This window comes from Kumtagia sp. (genome assembly GCF_059502445.1).
In genome coordinates, this window is sequence record NZ_JCACER010000085.1 from 1 (window position 1) to 21,722 (window position 21,722).

Consider the following 21,722-nt stretch of genomic DNA (forward strand, 5'->3'; position numbering starts at 1 on the left):
CAAGGGGGAGGGAAGGCCCTCGCTACTCCGCCGCCGCCCCCGCTGCCGCCGCCTGCTGCCAGCGGGCAAAAATCTCCTTGAGCTCGCCGCCGGCCGCCTGTTCCGGCGTCGGCGAGAAGCCGGCTGCCAGCATTTTCCGGCCCAGCATATGGTCGGCCGGCCGGTTGACCGATTCGATCGCCGTCAGCACCGGCCCCTGATAGTGGAAGACGGAAAAGCGGTTCTCCGCCGCGTCGCCGGCGACCACCGTGCGGTCGCCTGCGCCCGGCAGGCCGACCATCTGCAGCTTCATGTCGCCGATGTCGGACCAGAACCACGGCACCGCCATGTACGGCTCCTCGTGGCCGGTGATAGTGCGGGCGGCGAGCCGCGCCTGATCCGTGGCATTCTGCACCGATTCCAGCCTCACGTCGGTGCCGGACTGCCAGTGGCGATAGTTGACGGCGTCGCCGATCGCCAGAATCTCCGGGACCGAGCTGCGCATCTGCGCATCGACGCGGATGCCGTTGCCGGTCGCAAGGCCGGCGCTCTCGGCGAGTTCCGTGACCGGCACGGCGCCGACGCCGACCAGCACCATGTCGGCGGCGACGCGCTCGCCGGCCGAGGTCACCACCGCGGCGACGCGACCGGCCGATCCCTCCAGCCGCTCGACCGTGGTCTGCATCAGCAGCCGCACACCGCTGGCGGCGAGCCGGCCGACGACATGAGCGGAAATGAACGGCGCCACCGCGCGGCCGAGCAGGCGGGCCTGCGCCTCGACCACCGTCACCCGCCGCCCGCCGGCGGCGAGCGTCGCGGCGATCTCCAGGCCGATGAAGCCGCCGCCCAGCACGACGACGTCGGCGGCGCCGGCCGCGTGCTCGCGGATGGCGCGGGCGTCGGCGACGGTGCGCAGCGAAAAGATGCCGGCGAGATCGCCGCCGGCGAGCGGCAGGCTGCGCGGCCGCGATCCCGTGGCCAGGATCAGCCGGTCGAAGCCGAGACGGCCGCCACCGGCAAGCTCCAGCCTGCGCGCCGCCCGGTCGATCCCCATGACCCGCTCGCCGAAGCGCAGCGCGATGCCGGCGCCCGTATAAAAAGCCTCGGCGCGCAGCACCTGTGGCTTCGCTTCGGCCTCCTTGAGGAAGGCCTTCGACAGCGGCGGCTTGTGATAGGGCAGCTCGTTCTCGTCGCCGACCAGCGTCACCGGTCCGGAAAACCCTTCCTCGCGCAGGCTGGCGGCCGCCTGCACGCCCGCATGCCCCGCGCCAACGATGACGACCCCGTCGCTCATGTTCTCACCATTCCCCGCGAATTCTAAGGATCGCGCCGGAGCGGCAAATGTCCGGCGCCGACATCGGGCTGCGGCGGGGCGTCGCACTTTGGCCAGCCGGCTGTCAATCCCGCCGGGCCGCCTCGAATCAGCACACCTGTGCAAGTACCTGTCCCCTCTACGAAAAAGGTGATCAGTTTAGAATAGTTCTAACATATTGATTTATTGTCGCTTTTCTAAGGACGGGATTGACTCGGACAGATGTCGGGCAGTAAGGGGACAGCATGCGCGACAAGTGCATGCCTTTGATGTTTGGGCCTTGACCCCATGCGATTGGAGGGTTTCGTGTTTGTTTCCCGAGCCTTGCGCCACTGCGAGGTGACCGGCGCCACGGCTCCGGTGCAGGCCTGCGCCTGCCTTTCCGGGCCCGCCGAACCCTCCGCGCTCGCGGGTCCGCGGCCCGCTTCCGCCTTCATTACCTGCTTCCGCTGAGGAGATCGGCACGATGCGCGCATTCCCCACGACCCGGCATTCCACCCGGCTTGCCGCGCTGGCGGCGACGGTGGCGCTGACGGCGGCGATCTTCGTCCTGCCGGCCAAGGCCGACACCGATCCGAAGGCGGTGCTCTCGACCTATGCCGACATCGCGCTTGCCGGCTACGAGGATGCGCTGACCACCGCCAAGGCACTGGATGCCGCGGTCGACGCGCTGATCGCCAAGCCGTCCGCCGAGACGCTGGCCGCCGCCAAGGACGCATGGAAGGCGGCGCGCATACCCTATCAGCAGACCGAGGCCTACCGCTTCGGCAACGCCATCGTCGACGACTGGGAAGGCCGGGTGAACGCCTGGCCGCTCGACGAGGGGCTGATCGACTACGTCGACAAGAGCTACGGCACCGAGTCCGACGAGAACACGCTCTATACGGCGAATGTCATCGCCAGCAAGGAAATCGAGATCAACGGCGAGAAGGTCGACGCCACCGCCATCACGCCGGAGTTCCTGTCCGGCACGCTGCAGGAGGCCGGCGACATCGAGGCCAACGTCGCCATCGGTTATCATGCGATCGAGTTCCTGCTGTGGGGCCAGGACCTGAACGGCACAGGGCCGGGTGCCGGCAACCGTCCCTTCACCGATTACGACACCGCCAACTGCACCGGCGGCAATTGCGACCGGCGCGGCCAGTATCTGGCCGCCGCCAGCGATCTCCTGGTCAGCGATCTGCAGGAGATGGTCGACAACTGGAAGGCCGACGGCGCGGCGCGCAAGGCGCTGACCGACGGCGATCCCAAGGCCGGCATCGCCACCATCCTCACCGGCATGGGTTCGCTGTCCTATGGCGAGCTTGCCGGCGAGCGCATGAAGCTCGGCCTTTTGCTGCACGATCCGGAGGAGGAGCACGACTGCTTCTCCGACAACACCCATATCTCGCATCTCTACGACGCGGTCGGCGTCCGCAACGTCTATACCGGCAGCTACACCCGCGTCGACGGAAGCAAGGTGGAAGGCCCGTCGATCTCGGCGCTGGTGAAGGAGGCCGATCCGGCCGTCGACGCCGAGCTGGTCGGCAAGCTGAACACCACGGTCGGGAAGATGGAGGCGATCGAGGCGCGCGCCGAGGGCGGCGAGGCCTATGACCAGCAGATCGGCGAAGGCAACGCGGATGGCAACGCCACCGTGCAGGCGGCGATCGACGCGCTGGTGGACCAGACCAAATCGATCGAGCGCGCGGTCGCGGCGCTCAAGCTCGACTCCATCGCCTTCGAGGGTTCCGACAGTCTCGACGCGCCGGACAAGGTGTTCCAGTAACGCCCGCGGCCGACGCCACACAGCCAAACGGCGCGGGCTGCCGCGCCGCCAGCCAGACCAGAGTTCGACATGCTGATTTGCCACTGCAACCTCATCACCGAAAGGGAGATCGAAGAAGCAATCCTTGAACTGCTCGAGCAGGATCCGTGGACGCTCATCGTGCCTGCGAAGGTTTATCACAGCCTCCGCAAGCGAGGGCGCTGTTGCGGCTGCTTCCCAAATGTGGTGGAAACGATCATTCGGGTAACCGAGGCCTACCATCTCCGCTCGGAGGCGAACGGGGTGGACGTCGTTTCACACCTAGACCGCGTCAGAGGACTGCGGTCTGAATACGGGAGCAGGCGCCATGAAGGGCGAACAACAGGTCATCGAGCGGCTTAACGAGGCTCTCTTTCTGGAGCTCGGCGCCGTCAATCAGTACTGGCTCCACTACCGGCTCCTCGAGGACTGGGGATACCAGAAGCTCGCCAAGAAGGAGCGGGCGGAATCGATCGAGGAAATGCATCACGCAGACAAGATCATCGCCCGCATCATCTTCCTCGAAGGGCATCCGAACCTGCAGACGGTAGCGCCGCTCAGGATCGGCCAGAACGTCAAGGAAGTGCTGGAGGCGGATCTTGCCGGCGAGTACGACGCCCGCACCTCCTACAAGAAGTCCCGCGAAATCAGCCACGACCTCGGCGACTACGTAACCATGGAGCTGTTCGAGGAGCTGCTGAAGGACGAGGAAGGCCATATCGACTTCCTCGAGACGCAGCTCGACCTGCTCGCCTCGATCGGCGAGGAGAAATACGGCCTTCTCAACGCCGAACCGGCGAACGACGCCCACTGAGCATGCGAATATGCGGCGCCTAGGGTTTTCTAAGCGCCGCAGCGCATTCGAGCGGTTTCGGTACGTCCTTCGCGGCTCGCCCGCGACGGACGCACCCGGGGGACAGTTTACTTTTTTCCGCCCGCGCCAGCTTTGCAGCGCCGCGGCCTTTCCGCGGAAAGAAAGTAAGCTGTCCCCGGCATTTCTTCTTGCCGCCGTCCTGTTCTCCATAGTTTCCTCTCCCTCAGCCGTTGCCGGCGATCTCCCCGCCACCCGCGACGACATCCCGGCAAAAGACCTTGCGCGCGTGAAGGCGGTCACTGCCCCGGCAACGGACTTCTCCAAGCCGGAATCCTTCGAACTGCTGCCCGGCGGGGCGGCCACGACGAAGAAGCGCCCCAATCAGGACGCTTTTTCCCAGTCCTCGGCCAACATCACCTTCGCGCAGGAGGGCGACTTCAAGCTCGGCAACGGGCTGTTCCGCAAGGTCTGGGTGTCCTCGCCGTCCTCCACCCAGGCCTCCGACGGGCTGGGGCCGCTGTTCAATGCCCGCGCCTGCCAGAGCTGCCACCTGAAGGACGGGCGCGGCCATCCGCCGGAGGGCGCCGCCGACGCCACCTCGATGTTCTTCCGCCTGGCGCGCGCCGCGGAGACCGAGGAGGAGAGGCAGGCGCTCGCCGGACGCAAGCTGCTCAATTTCCCCGACCCCGTCTATGGCGGCCAGTTGCAGGACCTTGCCGTGCCGGGGCTCAGGGGCGAAGGCAGGATGGCGATCTCCTACGCGGAGATGCCGGCGACGCTGTCCGACGGCACGATCGTGTCGCTGCGCAAGCCGACCTACGGCGTGACCGACCTTGCCCAAGGCCCGCTGCACGCCGGCACCACGCTGTCGCCGCGCGTCACCCCGCCGATGATCGGCCTCGGTCTGGTCGAGCAGATCCACCCGGCCGACATCCTCGCCAATGCCGATCCCGACGACCGCGACGGCGACGGGATTTCGGGAAGGCCCAACATCGTGCGCGACGAACTCAGCGGCGAGCTGGTGCTCGGCCGCTTCGGCTGGAAGGCGCAGACGCCGTCGATCCGCCAGCAGTCGGCCGACGCCTTTGCCGGCGACATCGGCATCTCGACGCCGGAGGTGCCGAAGCACTGGGGCGACTGCACCGAGGCGCAAGCCGCCTGCCGGGCCATGCCGATCGGCGTGCAGGAGCGGCTCGGCCCGGTCGAGGCGCCGCCGCCGGTGATGGACCTCGTCACGTTCTATTCGCAGAACCTTGCCGTGCCGGCGCGCCGCGACATCGGCAAGCCGGACGTGCTGGCGGGCAAGAAGATGTTCTACGACCTCGGCTGCGCCTCCTGCCACACGCCGAAATTCGTGACGCGCCGCGACGCCCCGGACAAGGCCTTCTCCTTCCAATTGATCTGGCCCTACTCCGACTTCCTGCTGCACGACATGGGTGAGGGCCTCGCCGACGGGCAGCAGGTGGGCGACGCCGGCGGCAGCGAGTGGCGCACGCCGCCGCTCTGGGGCATCGGGCTGACCGAGCGGGTCTCCGGCCACACCTTCTTCCTGCATGACGGGCGTGCGCGCAACCTGACGGAGGCGATCCTCTGGCACGGCGGCGAGGGCGGAAAGGCGCGCGACGCCTTCGCCGCGCTTGCCGCGCAGGACCGCGAGGCGCTGCTGGAATTCTTGGAGTCGCTGTGATGTCTCAAGCGAACAAAGGAGCGGTTGACGGACTACAGTCCTCTTCTACACCGCCGGAGCATTTTGCCACTGTTACGGCATGGATCCTAGGGTCTGCGCAGTTCGCTTCGCTCCTGCTCCGCCCTAGGATGACGAAGCCATCAGGGTTTGCGGCCAATCGCCTGTGTCGAAGACTGTCGAAGGCGGCTTCACAATTCGTCATCCTAGGACGGAGCGCGAGCGGAGCGAAGCGCGCAGACCCTAGGATCCATGCCGTACCGCTGGCGAAGCGCTCCGGCGGCGCAGAAAAGAGAAACGGCAGCGTTCTTCGAGGATCCTTTTCAGCTTTCGTCCTTGTTCTGGGTGGCGCCTCCCCCGCCTTCGCCGCCAATGCCACGATCGAAAAGGCGATCGACGGTTTCGTGCGCCCCGCCTACGCCGCCCTCGACGCGGCCGCGGCGAAGCAGGCCGGCGACATGCAGGCGTTGTGCGCCGATCCGGCGCCGGGCAGGCTGGCAACTGCGCGAAACGGCTTCAAAACCCTGGTGGGCGCGTGGGGCGAGGTCGAGACGATCCGCTTTGGCCCGGTGACGGAAGAAAACCGGCTCGACAAGATCCTGTTCTGGCCCGACCGCAAGAGCATCGGCCTGAAGCAGGTTCAGGCCGCGCTCGCCGACAAAGACCCCACCGCAGCCGATCCGGCGACGCTGAAGGGAAAGAGCGTCGCCATGCAGGGGCTGGGGGCGCTGGAATTCGTGCTGTTCGGCAGCGGCTCGGAGGCACTGGAGCAGCCGGGCGATCCCTATCGCTGCGCCTACGGGCTGGCGGTGGCGCGCAACATCGAGGGCATGGCGGCGTCGATTGACGATGCCTGGCGGGCGCCGGACGGCATCGCCCGGCTCTGGGCCAACCCCGGCGCCGGCAATACGCTCTACCGCACGGACGACGAGGCGATGACGGAGCTGTTCGACGTCTTCGTCCACGGGCTGGAAATGACGCGCGACGTCCGCCTCAATGGCTTTCTCGGCCAGACAGCCGAGGACGACAAGCCGCGGCAGGCCATCTTCTGGCGCTCCGGCGCGACGGCCCTGTCGCTCCAGGCCAACATGCGCGGCCTGCAGAAGCTGTTCGATGCTTCCGAACTCGCGGAACTGCTGCCGCCCGACTCCGCCTGGATCGCCCAGTCGATCGGCTTCGAATTCCGGACGGCCGCGCGGATGCTCGAGGCGGCCAAGGGCCCGGTCGCCGATGTCCTGGCCGCTCCCGAGCGCGGCAGCCTGCCGGCGTTCCGGCTGATCACCTCGCACCTCTCGGAGCTGTTCGGTGTCAACATGGCCGGCGCGCTCGGCCTGTCCGCCGGCTTCTCGTCGCTGGACGGGGATTGAGCAATGGCTTCGTCGAAGGAGAAGCATCCCCTCTCCGGCCGTCGGGGCCACCTCTCCCCGGAGAGGGACCCAAGCTGGACAAGGAGCGGTACGCGCACGCCGCTTCTCGATCGCCGCCACTTCCTGAAAGCAGCCGGCGCTTCATTCCTTGCCGGGCTGGCACCGGCGCCGGGCGCGGCCGCGATGTCCACCGACGCCGTGTTCGCCACCGCTTACCAAAGCCGCGACGGCCGCTACGGCGTCGGCGTGCTGACCGAGGACGGCCGGCTGCTGCATGCGCTCGACCTGCCGGAACGTGGCCACGACGTCACCTTCGACCCGGTATCGGGGCGTTCGGTGGTGTTCGCCCGCCAGCCGGGCACCTTCGCGGTGGTCTTCGATCCCAAGGGTCGCGACAGGCCCGCCACCATCGCCAGCGCCGAGGGCCGGCATTTCTATGGCCACGGCGTGTTCTCGCCGGACGGAAAATTGCTCTACGCCACCGAGAACAACTTCGACAACGCCGCCGGCATGGTCGGCGTCTACGACGCCACCGACGCCTTCCGCCGCATCGGCGAGTTCCCGACCCATGGCGTCGGCCCGCACGAGCTGCTGCTTTGCCCGGACGGCAGGATGCTGGCGATCGCCAATGGCGGCATCGAGACGCATCCGGATTTCGGCCGCGCAAAGCTCAACATCGCCACCATGCAGCCGTCGCTCGCCTTCGTCGACGGCGGCACAGGCGCGCTGGTCGAGAAACATGCGCTCGACCCGAAGCTGCATCAATTGTCGATCCGCCACATGGCCTTCGACGGCGGCGGCACGCTGTGGTTCGGCTGCCAGCACGAAGGGCCGATGAGCGAACGGCCGGCGCTGGTCGGCAGGGCACGCATGGGGGAGCGCTTCGATCTGGTCGAACTGCCCGAAAAGGTGCTGCTCGGCCTGCAGAACTATGTCGGGTCAGTCGCCGCCAATCCGGCCGCCGGCATGGTCGCCGTGTCGTCGCCGCAGGGCAACGCGCTGGTCGTCCTCGATGCGAAGGCCGGGACCGTGGTAGCCACGCGCGATCTGATCGAGGTGTGCGGCATCGCGCCGGACGGCGCCGGCTTCCTGGCCAGCACCGGCAAGGGCGACATCGTACCGCCGCGAGGCGATGCCAGTTCCGATACGCAACATGTGTGGGACAACCACATGCTGCGGATCGATCTGTAAGCTACAGCTTACGATATGCCCTGCCATCGGCCGGCAAGCCTCGAAGAAAAGTCATGACTGTTTATCAGGCGATGAGCTAGAGGCGGGGCCATGCACTGCGCGTCGCACCCTCGCTCCGTCCTGCCGGACATCTCCCCCTCCAGGGGGAAGATCGGCGGCAGGACAGAGGGGCGCGCGAAGAGCCTCACGCTCGTTTGGACCACGCCATTTCCGGCGATCCGGCTCAGCCTTTCCCTTCTTGCACTTCTTCTCACCCCCGTCCCCGCCTTCGCCCACGCCTCGGAGCGCGGCTACGTGCTGCTGCTGCCGACGGGCTATTATCTGGTCAGCGGCGCCATAGCCGTGGCGGCGAGTTTTGTGGCGCTGCTGGCCGTGCAGCGGCGGCCGCTGGAGAAGCTGGCGGCGTGGCGGCTGCCGCTGGTTTCGATCCCAGAGGGGCTGCGTTCCTGGACCGGCCTCGCGAGCTTTCTCGTCCTCGCGGCGCTGATCGCCGCCGGCACCTTCGGCAGCCGCGATCCGCTGTCCAATCCGCTGCCGCTGGTCGTGTGGACGCTGCTGTGGGTCGGCCTCACGCTCGTCCAGGGTTTTTTCGGCAATCTATGGCACTGGCTTGATCCGTGGTACGCGCCGGTGCGGCTGGCGCGGGCCGTGCTGCCGGCGCCGCGCGCCTATCCCGAAAGGCTCGGCTACTGGCCGGCGGTCATGCTGTTCGGCGGCTTCGCCTGGTTCGAGCTGATCGACGTGGCGCCGGACGATCCCTTTCGGCTGGCGATCGCGGCCGGCGGCTACTGGCTGTTCACCTTCTCCGCCATGCTCGTCTTCGGCCACGACGCGTGGAGCCGGCAGGGCGAGTTCCTCTCCGTGTTCTTCCGCCTGGTGTCGCGGCTCGGCATCCTCGATGCGCGGGAGACCGAGAAGGGTCGCAGGCTGAGCATCTGCCTGCCCGCCGCGAAGCTGTGGAGGGAAAGCCCGTTGCCGCTCTCCGGCACGCTGCTGCTGCTGGCGGTGCTGGCCTCCGTCTCCTTCGACGGCCTGTCGAAAACCTTCCTGTGGCTCGGCACCAATGGCATCAACCCGCTGGAATTCCCCGGCCGCTCGGCCATGCAAGGCATCAACGGCGCCGGGCTGCTGATGACGTTCGCGGCCCTGTCGGCGCTGTTCCTGATCTGCGTGGCCATCGGCCGGCGGCTCGTCGGAAAAGGCCGAAGCGTCGAGGCGGCCGGGCTGCTCGTCTGGTCGATCGTGCCGATCGCGCTCGCCTATCATTTCTCGCACTACCTGACGGCGCTGCTGGTCAACGGCCAGTATGCGCTGGTGGCGCTGTCCGACCCGTTCGGGCTGGGCTGGAACCTGTTCGGCACGGCCTACTGGCCGGTCTCGGCCGGCGTGGTCATGGGCTACGAGCAGGCGCGGCTCGTTTGGAACCTGCAGGCCTTCGCCATCATCGGCGGCCATGTGCTGGCGGTGGCGCTGGCGCACGGGCTGGCCTGGCGGCTGTCCGGCGGCTCGGGCAGGGCGGGGCTGTCGCAAGTGCCGCTGACGCTGCTGATGATCGGCTACACCGTCTTCGGCCTGTGGCTGCTGTCGACGCCGACGGCGGGATGAGCGCCTGCCCTTGCGGCACCTCGGGATTGGTGTTTAGTTTGTATGCGAATGAGTTGGGGCGCCGGGCGTCGCGGGTGACGGTCGGAGCGGACCCCACGACCAGGGGAACCACCATGACTAGCAAAAAGGCCTCCGGCATCGCCGGAACGCGTCTCAGCCGCCGCACGGCCCTCAAGGGCATCGCCGCTTCCGCCGGCCTCGCCGCCGCGCCCGGCTTCGTCCGCTATGCGCAGGCGCAGAGTTCCGCCCCGATCAAGATCGGCTTCCAGTCGCATCGCACCGGCATCGGCGCCGCCTACGGCCGCTGGTACGAGAAGACGACCGCCGCGGCGGTCAAGCTGATCAACGACGCCGGCGGCATCAACGGCCGGCCGGTCGAGGTGATCATCGAGGACGACGGCACCGATCCCGGCCGCGGCGCCGAGGTGGTGGGCAAGTTCGCCACCCAGCACAAGGTCGACGTCGCCTACGGCACGCTGTTCAGCCACGTCGTCATCGGCTCGGCTCCGGCCGCGGGCGAGGCGAAGCTGCCCTATTTCGTCGTCAGCGAAGGCCACCACGTCGCCTCGACGAAGCTCAACCGGTACGTCTTCCAGCCCGGCATCACCGACGTGAAAAGCCAAATCCAGGCAATGGCCCCGTGGATCGCCGGCAATGTCGGCAAGAAGGTCACGCAGATTTTTCCGGACTTCGCCTTCGGCTACGACCATCGCGACTATCTGCCGCCCGCGCTGAAGGCGCAGGGCGCGGAGGTGCTGGCGCAGATCGCCATCCCGCCGACGGAAAGCTCCTTCACCAAATATTTCCCGCAGATCCCGGCCGACACCGAGGTGCTCTACCACGTCATGGTCGGCCCGGCGGTGCTGACCTTCGTCAAAGAGCTCGGCGAGTTCTACGGCTCCAGCGGCCCACAGCTCTTCGGCTTCATCGACAGCCTCGAGGCGGTCGACATCAACAGCCCCGGCCTGGAGTTCCTGGACGGCAGCCATTTCTGGGAAGGGTCGCCGCGCTATGCGCAGGAGAATGATTCGGAGGCGCAGAAAGCCTACCGCGCCGCCGTCGGCATCGACGAGAACGGCGCGGCGGTGGGCGACGCCAAGGACGTGTCGACGGCCGCCCACATGTTCGGCTGCTGGGAGACGCTCTACGTCATCAAGAAGGCGATGGAGGATTCCGGCTACAAGGGGCCGGAGGACCGCGCCAAGCTGGTCGAGGCGACCGAGGCGCTGACCGCTTTCGCCGAGGGCCCCGAGCACCCGCAGGGCGACAAGACCTTCAACGGCAAGATCCACCAGTGCTTCGGGCACCAGAACATCTCCAGGGTGGAAGGCGGCAAGCTCAAGGTCGTGCACCGCACCTCGATCGAGGACGGCCTCTACGAGCCGGAAGGGGATTACACGACGCAGCCGCTGTGAGGGCGGGTCCCTGTCGATGCATTTGGACGAGAGATACTGACGTGGTATATACGGCGTCAGTATCTCGATAGGAGTCGATCATGGCCAAGGAAGCCGTCTTCACGATGAAACTCGAGTCCGAGCTGCGCGATGCGTTCATGGCCGCCGCCAAGCGGGACGACCGTTCCGCATCGCAGCTCGTGCGCGAGTTCATGCGCGACTATGTGCAGCAGGATCGGGAGTATGTGGAGTTCCTACGGCGCAAGGTGGAGCGCTCGCGCGCCTCTATCGCCGCTGGAAAATGGCGTTCGGGAGAAGAGGTGGAAGCGGATTTCCGGCGGCGTCGCCAAGAAATCCTGCGAAACGCAAATGAGGGTGATGCGTGAAGGTTCGCTGGTCCGAAGATGCTGAACAGGACCGCAACGAAATCTTCGATTTCATCGAAGCCGACAATCCGATTGCCGCTGCGAAAATGGACCTTCTTTTCGAGAATGCGGCCGAAAGAGCGGCCAAATTCCCTCATATGGGCCGGCCGGGTGAGTTGCCGGGAACACGCGAACTGATTCCCCATCCGAGTTACCGTCTTGTCTACGAAATCCAGGATGACGCGATCTATGTTCACGCCATCCTCCACACCGCCCGCCAATGGCCGCCCGTCCTCGGCGAGGACAACTGAATGGGCTTCGGACCCCACCTGCTGCTGGCCACGCTCGAAGGCCTGGTCACGTCGGCCGTGCTGGCGCTCACCGCGCTGGGCCTGTCGCTGGTCTTCGGCGTCATGCGCGTGGTCAATGTCGCACATGGCGAGTTCTACATGCTGGGAGCCGTGCTCGCCTGGTGGGTGGCGTCGCTGGTCACGGGCCACCCCGCGCTCGGCTTCCTGGCGGCGCTGGTCGTCAGCCCGCTGATCGTCGGCGCGGTGGCGCTGGTGTGCGAGCGGCTGGTGCTGCGAAAACTTGCCTACAATCCCGAATCCACCATCGTCGCCACCATCGGCATCCTCTACATCATCCAACAGGCGGCGCTCACCTTCTACGGCGCCGACGCCCGGCCGGTGCCGCCCCCCTTCAATGTGCGCGTCCAGCTGCCCTGGTTCGGCTATTCCGGCTACAAGCTGTCGGTGATCGCCGCCTCCGCCGCGCTGCTGCTGGCCACCTGGTTCGTGCTGACCAGGACCCGCATCGGCCTGGTCATGCGCGCCACCCAGTACGACGGCGAGACGGCGCGCGCCTTCGGCATACCGGTGGAGACGGTCTATGCCGGCGTGTTCGCGCTGGGCGCCATGCTCGCGGCGATCGCCGCCGTGCTGATCGTGCCGATCAGCCAGGCGCATTACCTGATGGGCCGCGACCCGCTGCTGCTCTCCTTCATCGTCGTCATCATCGGCGGGCTGGGCTCGCTGCGCGGCACGGTGCTTGCGGCGGTGCTGATCGGGCTCGCCGACGGCATCATCTCCGTCTTCTTCTCGCCGACGCTCGCCAAGATCATCGCCACGCTGCTTGTCGCCATGGTGCTGGTCTTCCGCCCGCAGGGCCTGTTCGGAACGGCGGCGCGATGACGCGGGAGGAGACGTCGATCCGAACCTGGCTGCTGCACGCGCTGGTCGTGGCGGCGCTGTTCGCGCTCAATTTCGTGCTGCCCGACTACCATCACGGCGTGCTTGCCCGTGTCATGGTGCTCGCCGTCTTCGCCATGGGCTACAACCTCCTGTTCGGTTATGTCGGCCTGCTCAGTCTCGGCCATGCCATGTTCTTCGCCGCCGGCCTCTACGGTGCCGGGCTCCCCATGGTGCATCTCGGCTGGGGCGCTGGGGCGGGCTTTGCCACGGGCCTCGCCGCCGGCCTCGCGCTGTCGCTGGCGATCGGATTTTTGGCGCTGCGGACCACCGGCGTCGCGTTCATGATCGTCACCATGATGTTCTCGCAGGTGGTCTACCTGCTCACCTTCTATTTCGGATCCTGGACGCGCGGCGACGAGGGCCTGGTGATTCAGCAGGCGGAGCGGCGGCTTTCTTTTGCCGGCTTCGATCTCGATCTCACCAGCCCGGCGACCCGCTACATGGCGGCACTCATCCTGTTCGCCGTCGTGCTCGCCTTGACGCTGGCGATCGTGCGTTCCTCCTTCGGCCGGGTGCTGGTGGCGATCCGCGAGAACGAGGAGCGCACCCGCATGCTGGGCTTCGACGTCTTTGTCGGCAAGCTGGCGGCGACCATGGTCTCCGGCACGATCTGCGCGGCGGCGGGCGCGGCCTATGCGATCCTGTTCGGCTATGTCGGCGCCAGCTTCGCCTCGGTGCAGTATTCCATCCTGCCGCTGCTGTGGGTGCTGCTCGGCGGCGCGGCGACGACGCTGGGCCCCCTGCTCGGCACGCTGCTGATGTATTACCTGATCGACGGCTCGGGCGACCTGCTGAAGGCCTGGCTGCCCGGCTGGAACGTCAGCCATCTCGGCATCGTCGGGCTGGCCCTGGTGGTGCTCGTCCTGTTCTTCCCCAAGGGCATCCTTGGTACAATACGCGAACGGTGGGTGAGATGGCTGCCGTGACGCCGCTGCTCACCACGACGGACCTCTGCAAGGCCTTCGGCGGGCTGCGCGCCGTCGACCATGTCGATTTCTCGGTTGCGCCCGGCGAGGTCCGCGCCGTCATCGGCCCGAACGGCGCCGGCAAGACCACCTTCGTCAGCCTGGTCTGCGGCCGCATCGCCCCGACCTCCGGGACGATCGTCTTCGACGGCCGCGATATCACGGCGAGGCCGGCGCATGAGCGGGTGCGGGCCGGCATCGCCTACACCTTCCAGATCACCAGCGTCTTCCCCAACCTGACGGCGTTCGACAATGTCGCGCTGCCGGTGCAGCGCACGCTGGCCGACGGCCGCGGATCGGGCCGGCTGCGCGACGGCGTCATGGCGGCCCTGTCGCGCACCGGGCTCGCCGCCCGCGCCGGCACGCCGGCCGGCGCCCTGTCCTACGGCCACCAGCGATTGCTCGAAGTGGCGATGGGCCTGGCGCTGAAGCCGCGGCTGCTCATTCTCGACGAGCCGACGCAGGGGCTTTCCGACGGCGAGATCGACAGCTTCGTCGGGCTGGTGCGCGAGATCGCGCGCGACGCGACGGTGCTTTTGATCGAGCACAACATGCCGGTGGTGATGGCGCTCGCCGACCGCATCACCGTGCTCGATGCAGGAAAGGTGCTGGCGGAAGGCACGCCGGACGAGATCAGGGCGAATGCGCAGGTGCAGGCCGCCTATCTCGGCACGGAGGCGGCATGATGCCGGCCGCGCTGGAGATCAAAAACCTCGACTGCTTCCACGGCGACGTGCAGGTGCTGCACGGCCTGTCGCTGGAGCTGAAAGCCGGCGAGGTGCACTGCCTGCTCGGCCGCAACGGCGCCGGCAAGACGACCACGCTGAAGGCGATCATGGGGCTGCTGCCGGCACGGACCGGCAGCATCGCGCTGAACGGCACGGAACTGACGCGCCTGCCGGCGCACGAGGTTCCGAAGGCGGGCATCGCCTATGTGCCACAGGGACGCCGGCTGTTCGCCGAGATGACCGTGGCTGAGAACCTCGAGATCGGCCTGATGGCGCGTGGCAGGGGCGGCGCCACCCGCGAGGTGGTGCTCGACCTATTCCCGCTGCTGCGCGAGCGGCTGAAGCAGCGCTCCGGCACGCTGTCGGGCGGCGAGCAGCAGATGCTGGCGATGGCGCGAGCGCTCTGCCTGGAGCCGGACGTGCTGCTGCTCGACGAGCCGACCGAAGGCCTGATGCCGTCGATGATCGCAAGAATCCGCGAGACGGTGTCGCGGCTGCGCGAGCGCGGCGTCTCGACGCTGCTGGTCGAGCAGCGCATCGACGCCGTGCTGCCGGTCGCCGACCGCGTCACCTTTGTCGAGAACGGCCGCGTCCGCGCCACGGTGGACGTGCAAGCCGTGCGGGCCGATCCGGCGATGGTGAACCGCTATGTGGGGGTGGGGTAGGAATTCCGCCGGCTGCGAAGAGAAGATGGCGGCAGGCAGATAAGATACCAACGAGTTGGCTTGCGCCGGTTGCCCTCACCGGCCCGGGCCACCTTGCAAGTTGATGGACGGAGGGCTGCTCCGCGAGGCGACGAGGGCGAAGCGGGTTGGCAGGCGTTCAATGCGCCTCGTCCCAGTTGTCGGCCGCCCGCGCATCGACCCTCAGCGGCACGGCGAGCGAGACGGCCGGCATGGCCGAATTCTCCATCACCTGTTGCACGACCGGCAAGGTCGCCTCGACCTCCTCGATCGCCGTCTCGAAGATCAGCTCGTCATGCACCTGCAGCAGCATGCGCGCCGACAGGCCGGCCTGGCGCAGCGCATCCTCCATGCGGATCATGGCGCGGCGGATGATGTCGGCGGCCGAGCCCTGGATCGGCGCGTTGATCGAGGCGCGCTCGTTGAAGGAGCGCACCGAGGGGTTGGATGAGCGTATCTCGGGATAGTGGATGCGCCGGCCGAAGATCGTCTCGACATAACCCTTGTCGCGCGCCATCTGCTTGCGGCTGTCCATGTAGTCGCGGATGCCGGGAAAGCGCTCGAAATACTTCTTGATGTAGTCGCCCGCCTCCGAGCGTTCGATCGACAGCTGGTTGGCCAGGCCGAAGGCCGAGATGCCGTAGATGATGCCGAAATTGATCGCCTTGGCGCGCCGGCGTACTTCCGACGGCATGCCCTGGACCGGCACGCCGAACATTTCCGAAGCAGTCATGGCATGGATGTCGACGCCGTCTGCAAAAGCTTGGCGGAGCTGCGGGATGTCGGCGATGTGGGCGAGCACCCTGAGCTCGATCTGCGAATAGTCGGCCGAAACCAGCTTGTTGCCCTTGTCGGCGATGAAGGCAGTGCGGATGCGCCGGCCTTCGGCCGTGCGGATCGGGATGTTCTGGAGATTGGGTTCCGACGACGAGATGCGGCCCGTCGGCGTGGAGGCAAGCGCGTAGGAGGTGTGCAGCCGCCGCGTCTCGGGGTGAATGTATTCCGGCAGGGCGTCGGTATAGGTCGACTTCAGCTTGGTGAGCTGGCGCCAGTCGACGATGCGCCGCGGCAACTCGTAGCCTTCCGCCGCCAGCTCCTCCAGCAGCTGCGCCGTGGTCGACCACTGGCCGGACTTTGTCTTGGAGCCGCCGGGAATGCCCATCTTGCCGAACAGGATGTCGCCGAGCTGTTTCGGCGAGCCGATGGTGAAGCGCTCGCCGGCGGCCTGGTAGACAGCCTCCTCCAGCGCGGCGGCGCGTTGCGCGAACTCGCCCGACAGCCGCGACAGCATCTGCCGGTCGACCAGGATGCCGCGCTCCTCCATGCGCGCCAGCACCGGCACCAGCGGCCGCTCCAGCCGCTCGTAGACGGAGACCATGCCCTTGGCGACGAGGCGCGGCTTCAGCAGGGTCCAGAGCCTCAGCGCGATGTCGACGCCCTCGGTCGAATAGACGGTGGCGCGCTCGATCGCGACGAAGTCGAAGCTGACCAGCTTCTTGCCCGAGCCGACCAGGTCCTTGAAGGGAATGACGTCGAGGCCGAGCCATTTGTCGGCCAGCGACGCCAGGTCGTGGCCGCCGCCGCTGCCGCCGTCCGTCACATAGGACAGCAGCATGGTGTCGTCGTAGGGCGCCATGTCGATGCCGTGGCGGTGCAGCACGAACCAGTCATATTTGAGGTTGTGCCCGACCTTCATCACCGAGGGGTCGGAGAGCAGCGGCGCGAGCGCGGCGAGCGCCTCGCGGACGGGGATCTGGTCCGAGATCGGGCCGCTGGCCAGCAGGTCGTCGCCGGACTTGTGCGCCAGCGGGACATAGGCTGCACGGTTAGGACCGAGCGCCAGCGAGACGCCCACCAGTTCGGCGCGCATCGGGTCGAGCGACGTTGCCTCGACGCGGAAGGCAAGCACGCTGGCGGCGCGCGCCTCGGCGATCCATTGCTGCAGCGTGGCGAGGTCGCGGATGCAGGCATAGGCCTTCTGGTCGACCTTCGACGAGGCGGCCTGCTGGGCGCGCAGGGCGCTCAGCGCAGCGGGAGTCGCCTCCCCCCTCGAGGGGGAGGTGGCGGCGGAGCCGCCGGAGGGGGTTGTTGCGGCAGTGCTCGACGTTCCGGCGGTGCCTTCCGAGGCTACCACCTCCGGCCGCTGCGCCGTCCCCTCGAGGGGAGCGCCCGCGCCCACATCCGGCCCGTGCAGATCGGCCATGTCGACCTTGACGCTGGCGGCCTCGACCTCGGCGGCGTCTGTACCCGTCGCCTCGGCGACGCGCCGTGTCAGCGTGGTGAACTCCATCGCCTTGAGGAAGGCGATCAGCTTCGGCCCGTGCGGCGGCTGCAGGCCGAACGCCTCCAGTCCCTCCGTCACCGGCACGTCGTCCTTCAGCCGCACCAGCTCGCGCGAGATGCGCGCCTTGTCGGCGTTGGCGATGATGTTTTCCCGCCGCTTCTCCTGCTTGATCTCGCTGGCGCGGGCGAGCAGCGTGTCGAGATCGCCGTAGATGTCCAGCAATTGTGCCGCGGTTTTCGGTCCGATACCCGGAATTCCCGGCACATTGTCGACGGAATCACCGGTCATCGCCTGCAAATCGATCATCTTTTCGGGCGGAACGCCCCATTTTTCGATGACTTCCGGAATGCCGATGCGGCGATCCTTCATCGGATCGTACATCTTCACCGTCGGCCCGACGAGCTGCATCAGGTCCTTGTCGGAGGAGACGATGGTGGTGTCGCCGCCCACTTCGCAGGCGAGCCGCGCATAGGTGGCGATCAGGTCGTCCGCCTCGAAACCTTCCATCTCGATGCACGGCAGGTCGAAGGCGCGCGTCGCCTCGCGGATCAGCCCGAACTGCGGGATGAGGTCGTCCGGCGGGGCGGAGCGGTTGGCCTTGTATTCGGCGTAGAGCTCGTTGCGGAAGGTTTTTGCCGAATAGTCGAAAATGACGGCGAAATGCGTCGGCGCCGTGCCGACGTCCGTGTTGCGCGCATCCTGGACCAGCTTCCACACCATGTTGCAGAAGCCGAGCACGGCGCTGGTCGGCAGGCCATCCGACTTGCGGTTGAGCGGCGGCAGCGCGTGATAGGCGCGGAAGATGTAGCCGGAGCCGTCGACGAGGAAGAGATGATCGCCTTTTTTCATGGCGATAGGGGTAGCCCGCCGGCCGATACCTGTCCATGGGCCAACGGCCGTTGCGAACGCCTCCTGACATGCCCGATCAGACGGCGTCGGCCACCGCCCGCCGGCCGTCCCTGCCCCGCCAATGCGAGGCGTGGCCGTCCCTCAGCCTGCAACTGATCTCTACGATGGCCGAGATCGCCGGCATCATCTCGTTGCCGAGCTCAGTGAGCCCATATTCGACCGAGGGCGGCGACGTCGGCATCACCTTGCGCCACAGGACGCCCTTGCGCTCGAGGTCGCGCAGCCGGGCGGTCAGCACCTTGGCCGAGACCGTCGGCATGTCGGTTCGCAATTCGCCGAAGCGCCGCGGACCGGCCGAGAGATACCAGATGATGTGCGGCGTCCAGGCGCCGCCGAGCAGCGCCATGCATTCGGCCAGCGGGCAGTCGGACGGCGGCGTCGGCGCCTTGTTCTTGCGGACCTTAAGGGGCATGGCGCGCTCCGGTTACCGCGGGGATACCTGAAAAGCATGCTTACCACAAGTTATGTGGTTCCGTTTTGTTACTGCCTCTGCTACCAGCCATGCTGCCAACTCCTGGCAAGGGAACCAGTTCATGAAGCTCTACTACGCCCCCGGCGCCTGCTCGCTCACCAGCCACATCGTGCTGCGCGAGCTCGGCCACGATTTCGAACTCGAGCGCGTCGACATCCTTACGAAGACCACCGAGACCGGCGCCGACTTCCGCGCCATCAATCCGAAGGGCTACGTGCCGGCGCTGCGGCTGGCTGACGGCGAGGTGCTGACGGAAGGCGCGGCGATCGTCCAGCATCTCGCCGATGCCAGCAAGGCGCGCGACCTCGCCCCCGAGCCGGGCACGCTTGCCCGGACGCGGCTGCAGGAGCATCTGAACTTCGTTTCGGCGGAGCTGCACAAGGCGTACAGCCCGCTGTTCAATCCGGCCGCCTCGGACGAGGCCAAGGCGACGGCGCGCGCCAATGTCGGCAACCGCCTCGACTATCTTGAAAAGCTCTTCGCCGACGGTCGCGACCATCTGCTCGGCAGGACCTTCTCGGTGGCGGACGCCTATCTCTTCGTGGTGGCGAACTGGTCCGCCCGCACCGGTGTCGATCTCGGCAAATGGCCGAAACTCGCCGCCTTCGTCGAGCGGGTCCGTGCCCGCCCGACCGTGCAGGCCGCTCTCGCCGCCGAGGGGCTTGTGGCAGCATGAGCGAACCCCATTCGCGCGCCTATGCCGAGATCGCCGAGGCGCTGGCCGATTATTTCGACGGGCTCTACCATAGCGACACGACGCGGCTGGCGAAGATCTTCCACCCCAAGGCGATCTACGCCTGCGCCAGCGAAGGCGAGCTGCTGCATCTGACGATGGACGAGTATTTTCCCGTCGTCGACAAGCGGCCGTCGCCGGCAAGCCGGAACGAGCCGCGCGCCGACCGCATCCTGTCGATCGAGCTGGCCGGGCCGGTTACCGCCTTGGTGCGGCTCAACTGCGCGATCGGGCCAAAATTCTTCACCGACCTGCTCACGCTGGTCAAGCTGGATGGCCGCTGGCAGATCATGGCGAAGGTGTTTCACTACGACCTGCGCCAGGGCTGACGACGGAAAAGGCAAGGGCAGAGCCGGCGGAGGACACCGCCAGCGATCGTTCAAGGGCAGGGCGGCCGATCACGATTATATTACGAACTTGTAACATTGCCGGCCCTTGAAACACCACTTTTGCCTCCCCAAATACGATCCATCGGCAGTTAATGCCGGGTCCGGTCAAGGCCCGTCCCCCGCCTACCCGGACTGTGCGGCAGCCCCTTCCCCCTCTCCGGGCTGCCGCATGTTTCAGTAAGGCCGCCGTGGTTCCCCTCCACCACGGCGGCATTTTTCTGTCCGGGGCTCCCCTTTGCGCGGCAATCTGCCATTGGCTGCACGCTGTCCCTGGCCCACCATCCCGCTCTTTCCGTTGTCCCTTCCTGTCGTTAGGGTGCGCCGCCAATCGAAAGAGGTACGCCCATGTCCGCGCTGGTCCCCGTCCTTGACCGTCTCGATGCCGATCTCGACAAAAGCCTCGAGCGGCTGTTCGCGCTGCTGCGCATCAGGTCGATCTCGACCGACCCGGACTTCAAGGCCGACTGCCGCAAGGCGGCGGAGTGGCTGATGGCGGACCTGAAGACCATCGGCTTCGACGCCAGCGTGCGCGACACGCCCGGCCATCCGATGGTCGTCGCCGATCACGACGGACCGGCCGGCGCGCCGCACATACTGTTCTACGGACACTACGACGTGCAGCCGGTCGATCCGCTTGAACTATGGCACGACGATCCCTTCGATCCGAAAGTCAAGGAGCTGGAGCCCGGCCGCAAGGTCATCACCGGCCGCGGCTCCTCCGACGACAAGGGCCAGCTCATGCTGTTCGTCGAGGCCTGCCGCGCCTGGAAGGCGGTGCACGGCACGCTGCCCTGCCGCGTCACGCTCCTGTTCGAGGGCGAGGAGGAGTCGGGCTCGCCGTCGCTGAAGCCGTTCCTGGAGGCCAGCGCCGCCGAGCTACGGGCCGACTTCGCCCTGGTCTGCGACACCGACATGTGGGACCGGCAGACGCCCTCGATCTGCACCTCGTTGCGCGGGCTGGTGGGCGAGGAGGTGGTCGTCAAGGCTGCCGACCGCGACCTGCATTCCGGCATGTATGGCGGGCCGGCCGCCAATCCGGTTCGCATCCTCGCCCGCATCCTCGCCGACATCCACGACGAGACTGGCCGCGTCACCATCCCGGGCTTCTACGCCGGCGTGGAGGAGACGCCGCGGCAGGTGCTGCAGTCGTGGGAAGCACTCGGTGAGACGGCCGAGAACTTCCTCGGCCCCATCGGCCTGTCCGAGCCGGCCGGCGAGACGGGCCGCTCGGTGCTGGAGCTGGTGTGGGCGCGGCCGACCGCCGAGTTCAACGGCGTCTCCGGCGGCTACACCGGAAAAGGCTTCAAGACCGTGATCGCCGCCGAGGCGTTCGCAAAAGTCTCCTTCCGCCTTGTCCACAAGCAGGACCCGGTGAAGATCCGCGAGGCTTTTCGTGCCTTCGTGCGCGAACGGCTTCCGGCCGACTGCTCAGTCGAGTTCCATCCGCATGGCGGTTCGCCGGCGATCCAGCTGTCCTACGAGTCGCCCTTCCTCACCAAGGCGCAGCAGGCGCTGACCGACGAATGGAGCAAGGCCGCGGTGCTGGTCGGCAGCGGCGGCTCCATTCCCGTCGTCGGCGACTTCCAGACGATTCTCGGCATGGAGTCGCTGCTGGTCGGCTTCGCCCAATCCGACGACCGCATCCATTCGCCCAACGAGAAATACGACCTCGCCTCCTTCCACAAGGGCCAGCGCTCCTGGGCACGCATCCTCGACGCGCTGACGCGGTAAGCTGGGCACCTTTCCTCGCCCCCACGAAGTGGCTACGGCATGCACACATCTCTGAGAACCCAACCTTTGGCGATGGCT

The 21,722-nt window shown here is 67.1% G+C and carries 20 protein-coding genes; 17 read left to right on the forward strand and 3 right to left on the reverse strand.

The window, feature by feature from the left end:
- Nucleotides 1-22: 22 nt before the first annotated feature.
- On the reverse strand, nucleotides 23-1,273 hold the full coding sequence (locus tag AC5JDC_RS23440) for an NAD(P)/FAD-dependent oxidoreductase (protein WP_495845076.1): 1,251 nt from the start codon (nucleotides 1,271-1,273) through the stop codon (nucleotides 23-25).
- A gap of 484 nt (nucleotides 1,274-1,757) precedes the next feature.
- Between AC5JDC_RS23440 and AC5JDC_RS23445 the strand changes: the two genes are divergently transcribed.
- The 14 genes from AC5JDC_RS23445 (at nucleotide 1,758) to AC5JDC_RS23510 (ending at nucleotide 15,108) form a co-directional block, all read left to right on the forward strand.
- The gene (locus tag AC5JDC_RS23445) at nucleotides 1,758-3,059 is read left to right on the forward strand and encodes an imelysin family protein (RefSeq protein WP_495845077.1); all 1,302 of its coding nucleotides are present in this window, start codon (nucleotides 1,758-1,760) and stop codon (nucleotides 3,057-3,059) included.
- Between the two features lie 69 nt (nucleotides 3,060-3,128).
- Complete coding sequence (locus AC5JDC_RS23450; protein WP_106772818.1) at nucleotides 3,129-3,440, forward strand: bacterioferritin-associated ferredoxin; 312 nt, start codon at nucleotides 3,129-3,131, stop codon at nucleotides 3,438-3,440.
- Entirely contained in the window at nucleotides 3,406-3,891 is a 486-nt protein-coding gene (bfr, locus tag AC5JDC_RS23455) for a bacterioferritin (RefSeq protein ID WP_106772817.1), read from the forward strand. Before AC5JDC_RS23450 ends, bfr begins: the two co-directional genes overlap by 35 nt.
- 199 nt (nucleotides 3,892-4,090) lie before the next feature.
- Nucleotides 4,091-5,578: a di-heme oxidoreductase family protein gene (locus AC5JDC_RS23460; protein WP_495845104.1), complete on the forward strand. Its 1,488-nt coding sequence runs from the start codon at nucleotides 4,091-4,093 to the stop codon at nucleotides 5,576-5,578.
- Nucleotides 5,579-5,979: 401 nt separating this feature from the next.
- Nucleotides 5,980-6,942, forward strand: coding sequence for an imelysin family protein (locus AC5JDC_RS23465; RefSeq protein WP_495845080.1), 963 nt, complete (start codon nucleotides 5,980-5,982; stop codon nucleotides 6,940-6,942).
- 183 nt (nucleotides 6,943-7,125) lie between these two features.
- Nucleotides 7,126-8,133 carry a DUF1513 domain-containing protein gene (locus AC5JDC_RS23470; protein ID WP_495845081.1) on the forward strand — a complete coding sequence of 336 codons (1,008 nt, stop codon included), beginning with the start codon at nucleotides 7,126-7,128 and terminating at the stop codon, nucleotides 8,131-8,133.
- Between the two features lie 90 nt (nucleotides 8,134-8,223).
- On the forward strand, nucleotides 8,224-9,738 hold the full coding sequence (locus tag AC5JDC_RS23475) for a hypothetical protein (RefSeq protein WP_495845084.1): 1,515 nt from the start codon (nucleotides 8,224-8,226) through the stop codon (nucleotides 9,736-9,738).
- 113 nt (nucleotides 9,739-9,851) lie between these two features.
- Nucleotides 9,852-11,153, forward strand: a complete 1,302-nt coding sequence (locus tag AC5JDC_RS23480; protein ID WP_495845086.1) for an ABC transporter substrate-binding protein — start codon at nucleotides 9,852-9,854, stop codon at nucleotides 11,151-11,153.
- 80 nt (nucleotides 11,154-11,233) lie between these two features.
- The gene (locus tag AC5JDC_RS23485; protein WP_495845089.1) at nucleotides 11,234-11,518 is read left to right on the forward strand and encodes a CopG family ribbon-helix-helix protein; all 285 of its coding nucleotides are present in this window, start codon (nucleotides 11,234-11,236) and stop codon (nucleotides 11,516-11,518) included.
- Nucleotides 11,515-11,808 (forward strand): type II toxin-antitoxin system RelE/ParE family toxin, encoded by a 294-nt coding sequence (locus AC5JDC_RS23490; protein WP_106772812.1) that lies wholly within the window; start codon nucleotides 11,515-11,517, stop codon nucleotides 11,806-11,808. The genes AC5JDC_RS23485 and AC5JDC_RS23490 overlap by 4 nt, the downstream gene beginning before the upstream one ends.
- A complete protein-coding gene (locus tag AC5JDC_RS23495; RefSeq protein WP_495845091.1) occupies nucleotides 11,809-12,690 on the forward strand; it encodes a branched-chain amino acid ABC transporter permease in 882 nt (293 codons plus the stop codon).
- On the forward strand, nucleotides 12,687-13,676 hold the full coding sequence (locus AC5JDC_RS23500) for a branched-chain amino acid ABC transporter permease (protein WP_495845093.1): 990 nt from the start codon (nucleotides 12,687-12,689) through the stop codon (nucleotides 13,674-13,676). The genes AC5JDC_RS23495 and AC5JDC_RS23500 overlap by 4 nt, the downstream gene beginning before the upstream one ends.
- Nucleotides 13,673-14,401, forward strand: a complete 729-nt coding sequence (locus AC5JDC_RS23505) for an ABC transporter ATP-binding protein (protein ID WP_495845106.1) — start codon at nucleotides 13,673-13,675, stop codon at nucleotides 14,399-14,401. Before AC5JDC_RS23500 ends, AC5JDC_RS23505 begins: the two co-directional genes overlap by 4 nt.
- On the forward strand, nucleotides 14,401-15,108 hold the full coding sequence (locus tag AC5JDC_RS23510; protein ID WP_495845108.1) for an ABC transporter ATP-binding protein: 708 nt from the start codon (nucleotides 14,401-14,403) through the stop codon (nucleotides 15,106-15,108). The genes AC5JDC_RS23505 and AC5JDC_RS23510 overlap by 1 nt, the downstream gene beginning before the upstream one ends.
- 157 nt (nucleotides 15,109-15,265) lie before the next feature.
- Here the strand turns inward: AC5JDC_RS23510 and polA are convergent, their stop codons facing one another.
- Together polA and AC5JDC_RS23520 are read right to left on the reverse strand one after the other, a co-directional pair.
- Nucleotides 15,266-18,259 carry a DNA polymerase I gene (polA, locus tag AC5JDC_RS23515; protein WP_495845095.1) on the reverse strand — a complete coding sequence of 998 codons (2,994 nt, stop codon included), beginning with the start codon at nucleotides 18,257-18,259 and terminating at the stop codon, nucleotides 15,266-15,268.
- 76 nt (nucleotides 18,260-18,335) lie between these two features.
- Nucleotides 18,336-18,731: a winged helix-turn-helix transcriptional regulator gene (locus AC5JDC_RS23520; RefSeq protein WP_495845097.1), complete on the reverse strand. Its 396-nt coding sequence runs from the start codon at nucleotides 18,729-18,731 to the stop codon at nucleotides 18,336-18,338.
- Between the two features lie 121 nt (nucleotides 18,732-18,852).
- Here AC5JDC_RS23520 and gstA point away from each other — a divergent pair, with 121 nt between their 5' ends.
- The 3 genes from gstA (at nucleotide 18,853) to AC5JDC_RS23535 (ending at nucleotide 21,644) form a co-directional block, all read left to right on the forward strand.
- Nucleotides 18,853-19,467 (forward strand): glutathione transferase GstA, encoded by a 615-nt coding sequence (gene gstA / locus AC5JDC_RS23525; RefSeq protein WP_495845098.1) that lies wholly within the window; start codon nucleotides 18,853-18,855, stop codon nucleotides 19,465-19,467.
- On the forward strand, nucleotides 19,464-19,853 hold the full coding sequence (locus tag AC5JDC_RS23530) for a nuclear transport factor 2 family protein (RefSeq protein WP_495845100.1): 390 nt from the start codon (nucleotides 19,464-19,466) through the stop codon (nucleotides 19,851-19,853). Before gstA ends, AC5JDC_RS23530 begins: the two co-directional genes overlap by 4 nt.
- Nucleotides 19,854-20,258: 405 nt before the next feature.
- Nucleotides 20,259-21,644, forward strand: a complete 1,386-nt coding sequence (locus AC5JDC_RS23535; RefSeq protein WP_495845102.1) for a M20/M25/M40 family metallo-hydrolase — start codon at nucleotides 20,259-20,261, stop codon at nucleotides 21,642-21,644.
- Nucleotides 21,645-21,722: the final 78 nt, after the last annotated feature.

What these genes read in the sequence shown, in the direction of transcription:
- bfr (WP_106772817.1), top strand. Translation starts at nt 3,406, where the DNA reads ATGAAGGGCGAACAACAGGTCATCGAGCGGCTTAACGAGGCTCTCTTT.
- AC5JDC_RS23450 (WP_106772818.1), top strand. Translation starts at nt 3,129, where the DNA reads ATGCTGATTTGCCACTGCAACCTCATCACCGAAAGGGAGATCGAAGAA.
- AC5JDC_RS23500 (WP_495845093.1), top strand. Translation starts at nt 12,687, where the DNA reads ATGACGCGGGAGGAGACGTCGATCCGAACCTGGCTGCTGCACGCGCTG.
- AC5JDC_RS23470 (WP_495845081.1), top strand. Translation starts at nt 7,126, where the DNA reads ATGTCCACCGACGCCGTGTTCGCCACCGCTTACCAAAGCCGCGACGGC.
- AC5JDC_RS23495 (WP_495845091.1), top strand. Translation starts at nt 11,809, where the DNA reads ATGGGCTTCGGACCCCACCTGCTGCTGGCCACGCTCGAAGGCCTGGTC.
- AC5JDC_RS23520 (WP_495845097.1), bottom strand. Translation starts at nt 18,731, where the DNA reads ATGCCCCTTAAGGTCCGCAAGAACAAGGCGCCGACGCCGCCGTCCGAC.
- polA (WP_495845095.1), bottom strand. Translation starts at nt 18,259, where the DNA reads ATGAAAAAAGGCGATCATCTCTTCCTCGTCGACGGCTCCGGCTACATC.
- AC5JDC_RS23530 (WP_495845100.1), top strand. Translation starts at nt 19,464, where the DNA reads ATGAGCGAACCCCATTCGCGCGCCTATGCCGAGATCGCCGAGGCGCTG.
- AC5JDC_RS23535 (WP_495845102.1), top strand. Translation starts at nt 20,259, where the DNA reads ATGTCCGCGCTGGTCCCCGTCCTTGACCGTCTCGATGCCGATCTCGAC.
- AC5JDC_RS23445 (WP_495845077.1), top strand. Translation starts at nt 1,758, where the DNA reads ATGCGCGCATTCCCCACGACCCGGCATTCCACCCGGCTTGCCGCGCTG.
- AC5JDC_RS23475 (WP_495845084.1), top strand. Translation starts at nt 8,224, where the DNA reads ATGCACTGCGCGTCGCACCCTCGCTCCGTCCTGCCGGACATCTCCCCC.
- AC5JDC_RS23510 (WP_495845108.1), top strand. Translation starts at nt 14,401, where the DNA reads ATGCCGGCCGCGCTGGAGATCAAAAACCTCGACTGCTTCCACGGCGAC.
- gstA (WP_495845098.1), top strand. Translation starts at nt 18,853, where the DNA reads ATGAAGCTCTACTACGCCCCCGGCGCCTGCTCGCTCACCAGCCACATC.
- AC5JDC_RS23480 (WP_495845086.1), top strand. Translation starts at nt 9,852, where the DNA reads ATGACTAGCAAAAAGGCCTCCGGCATCGCCGGAACGCGTCTCAGCCGC.
- AC5JDC_RS23440 (WP_495845076.1), bottom strand. Translation starts at nt 1,273, where the DNA reads ATGAGCGACGGGGTCGTCATCGTTGGCGCGGGGCATGCGGGCGTGCAG.
- AC5JDC_RS23485 (WP_495845089.1), top strand. Translation starts at nt 11,234, where the DNA reads ATGGCCAAGGAAGCCGTCTTCACGATGAAACTCGAGTCCGAGCTGCGC.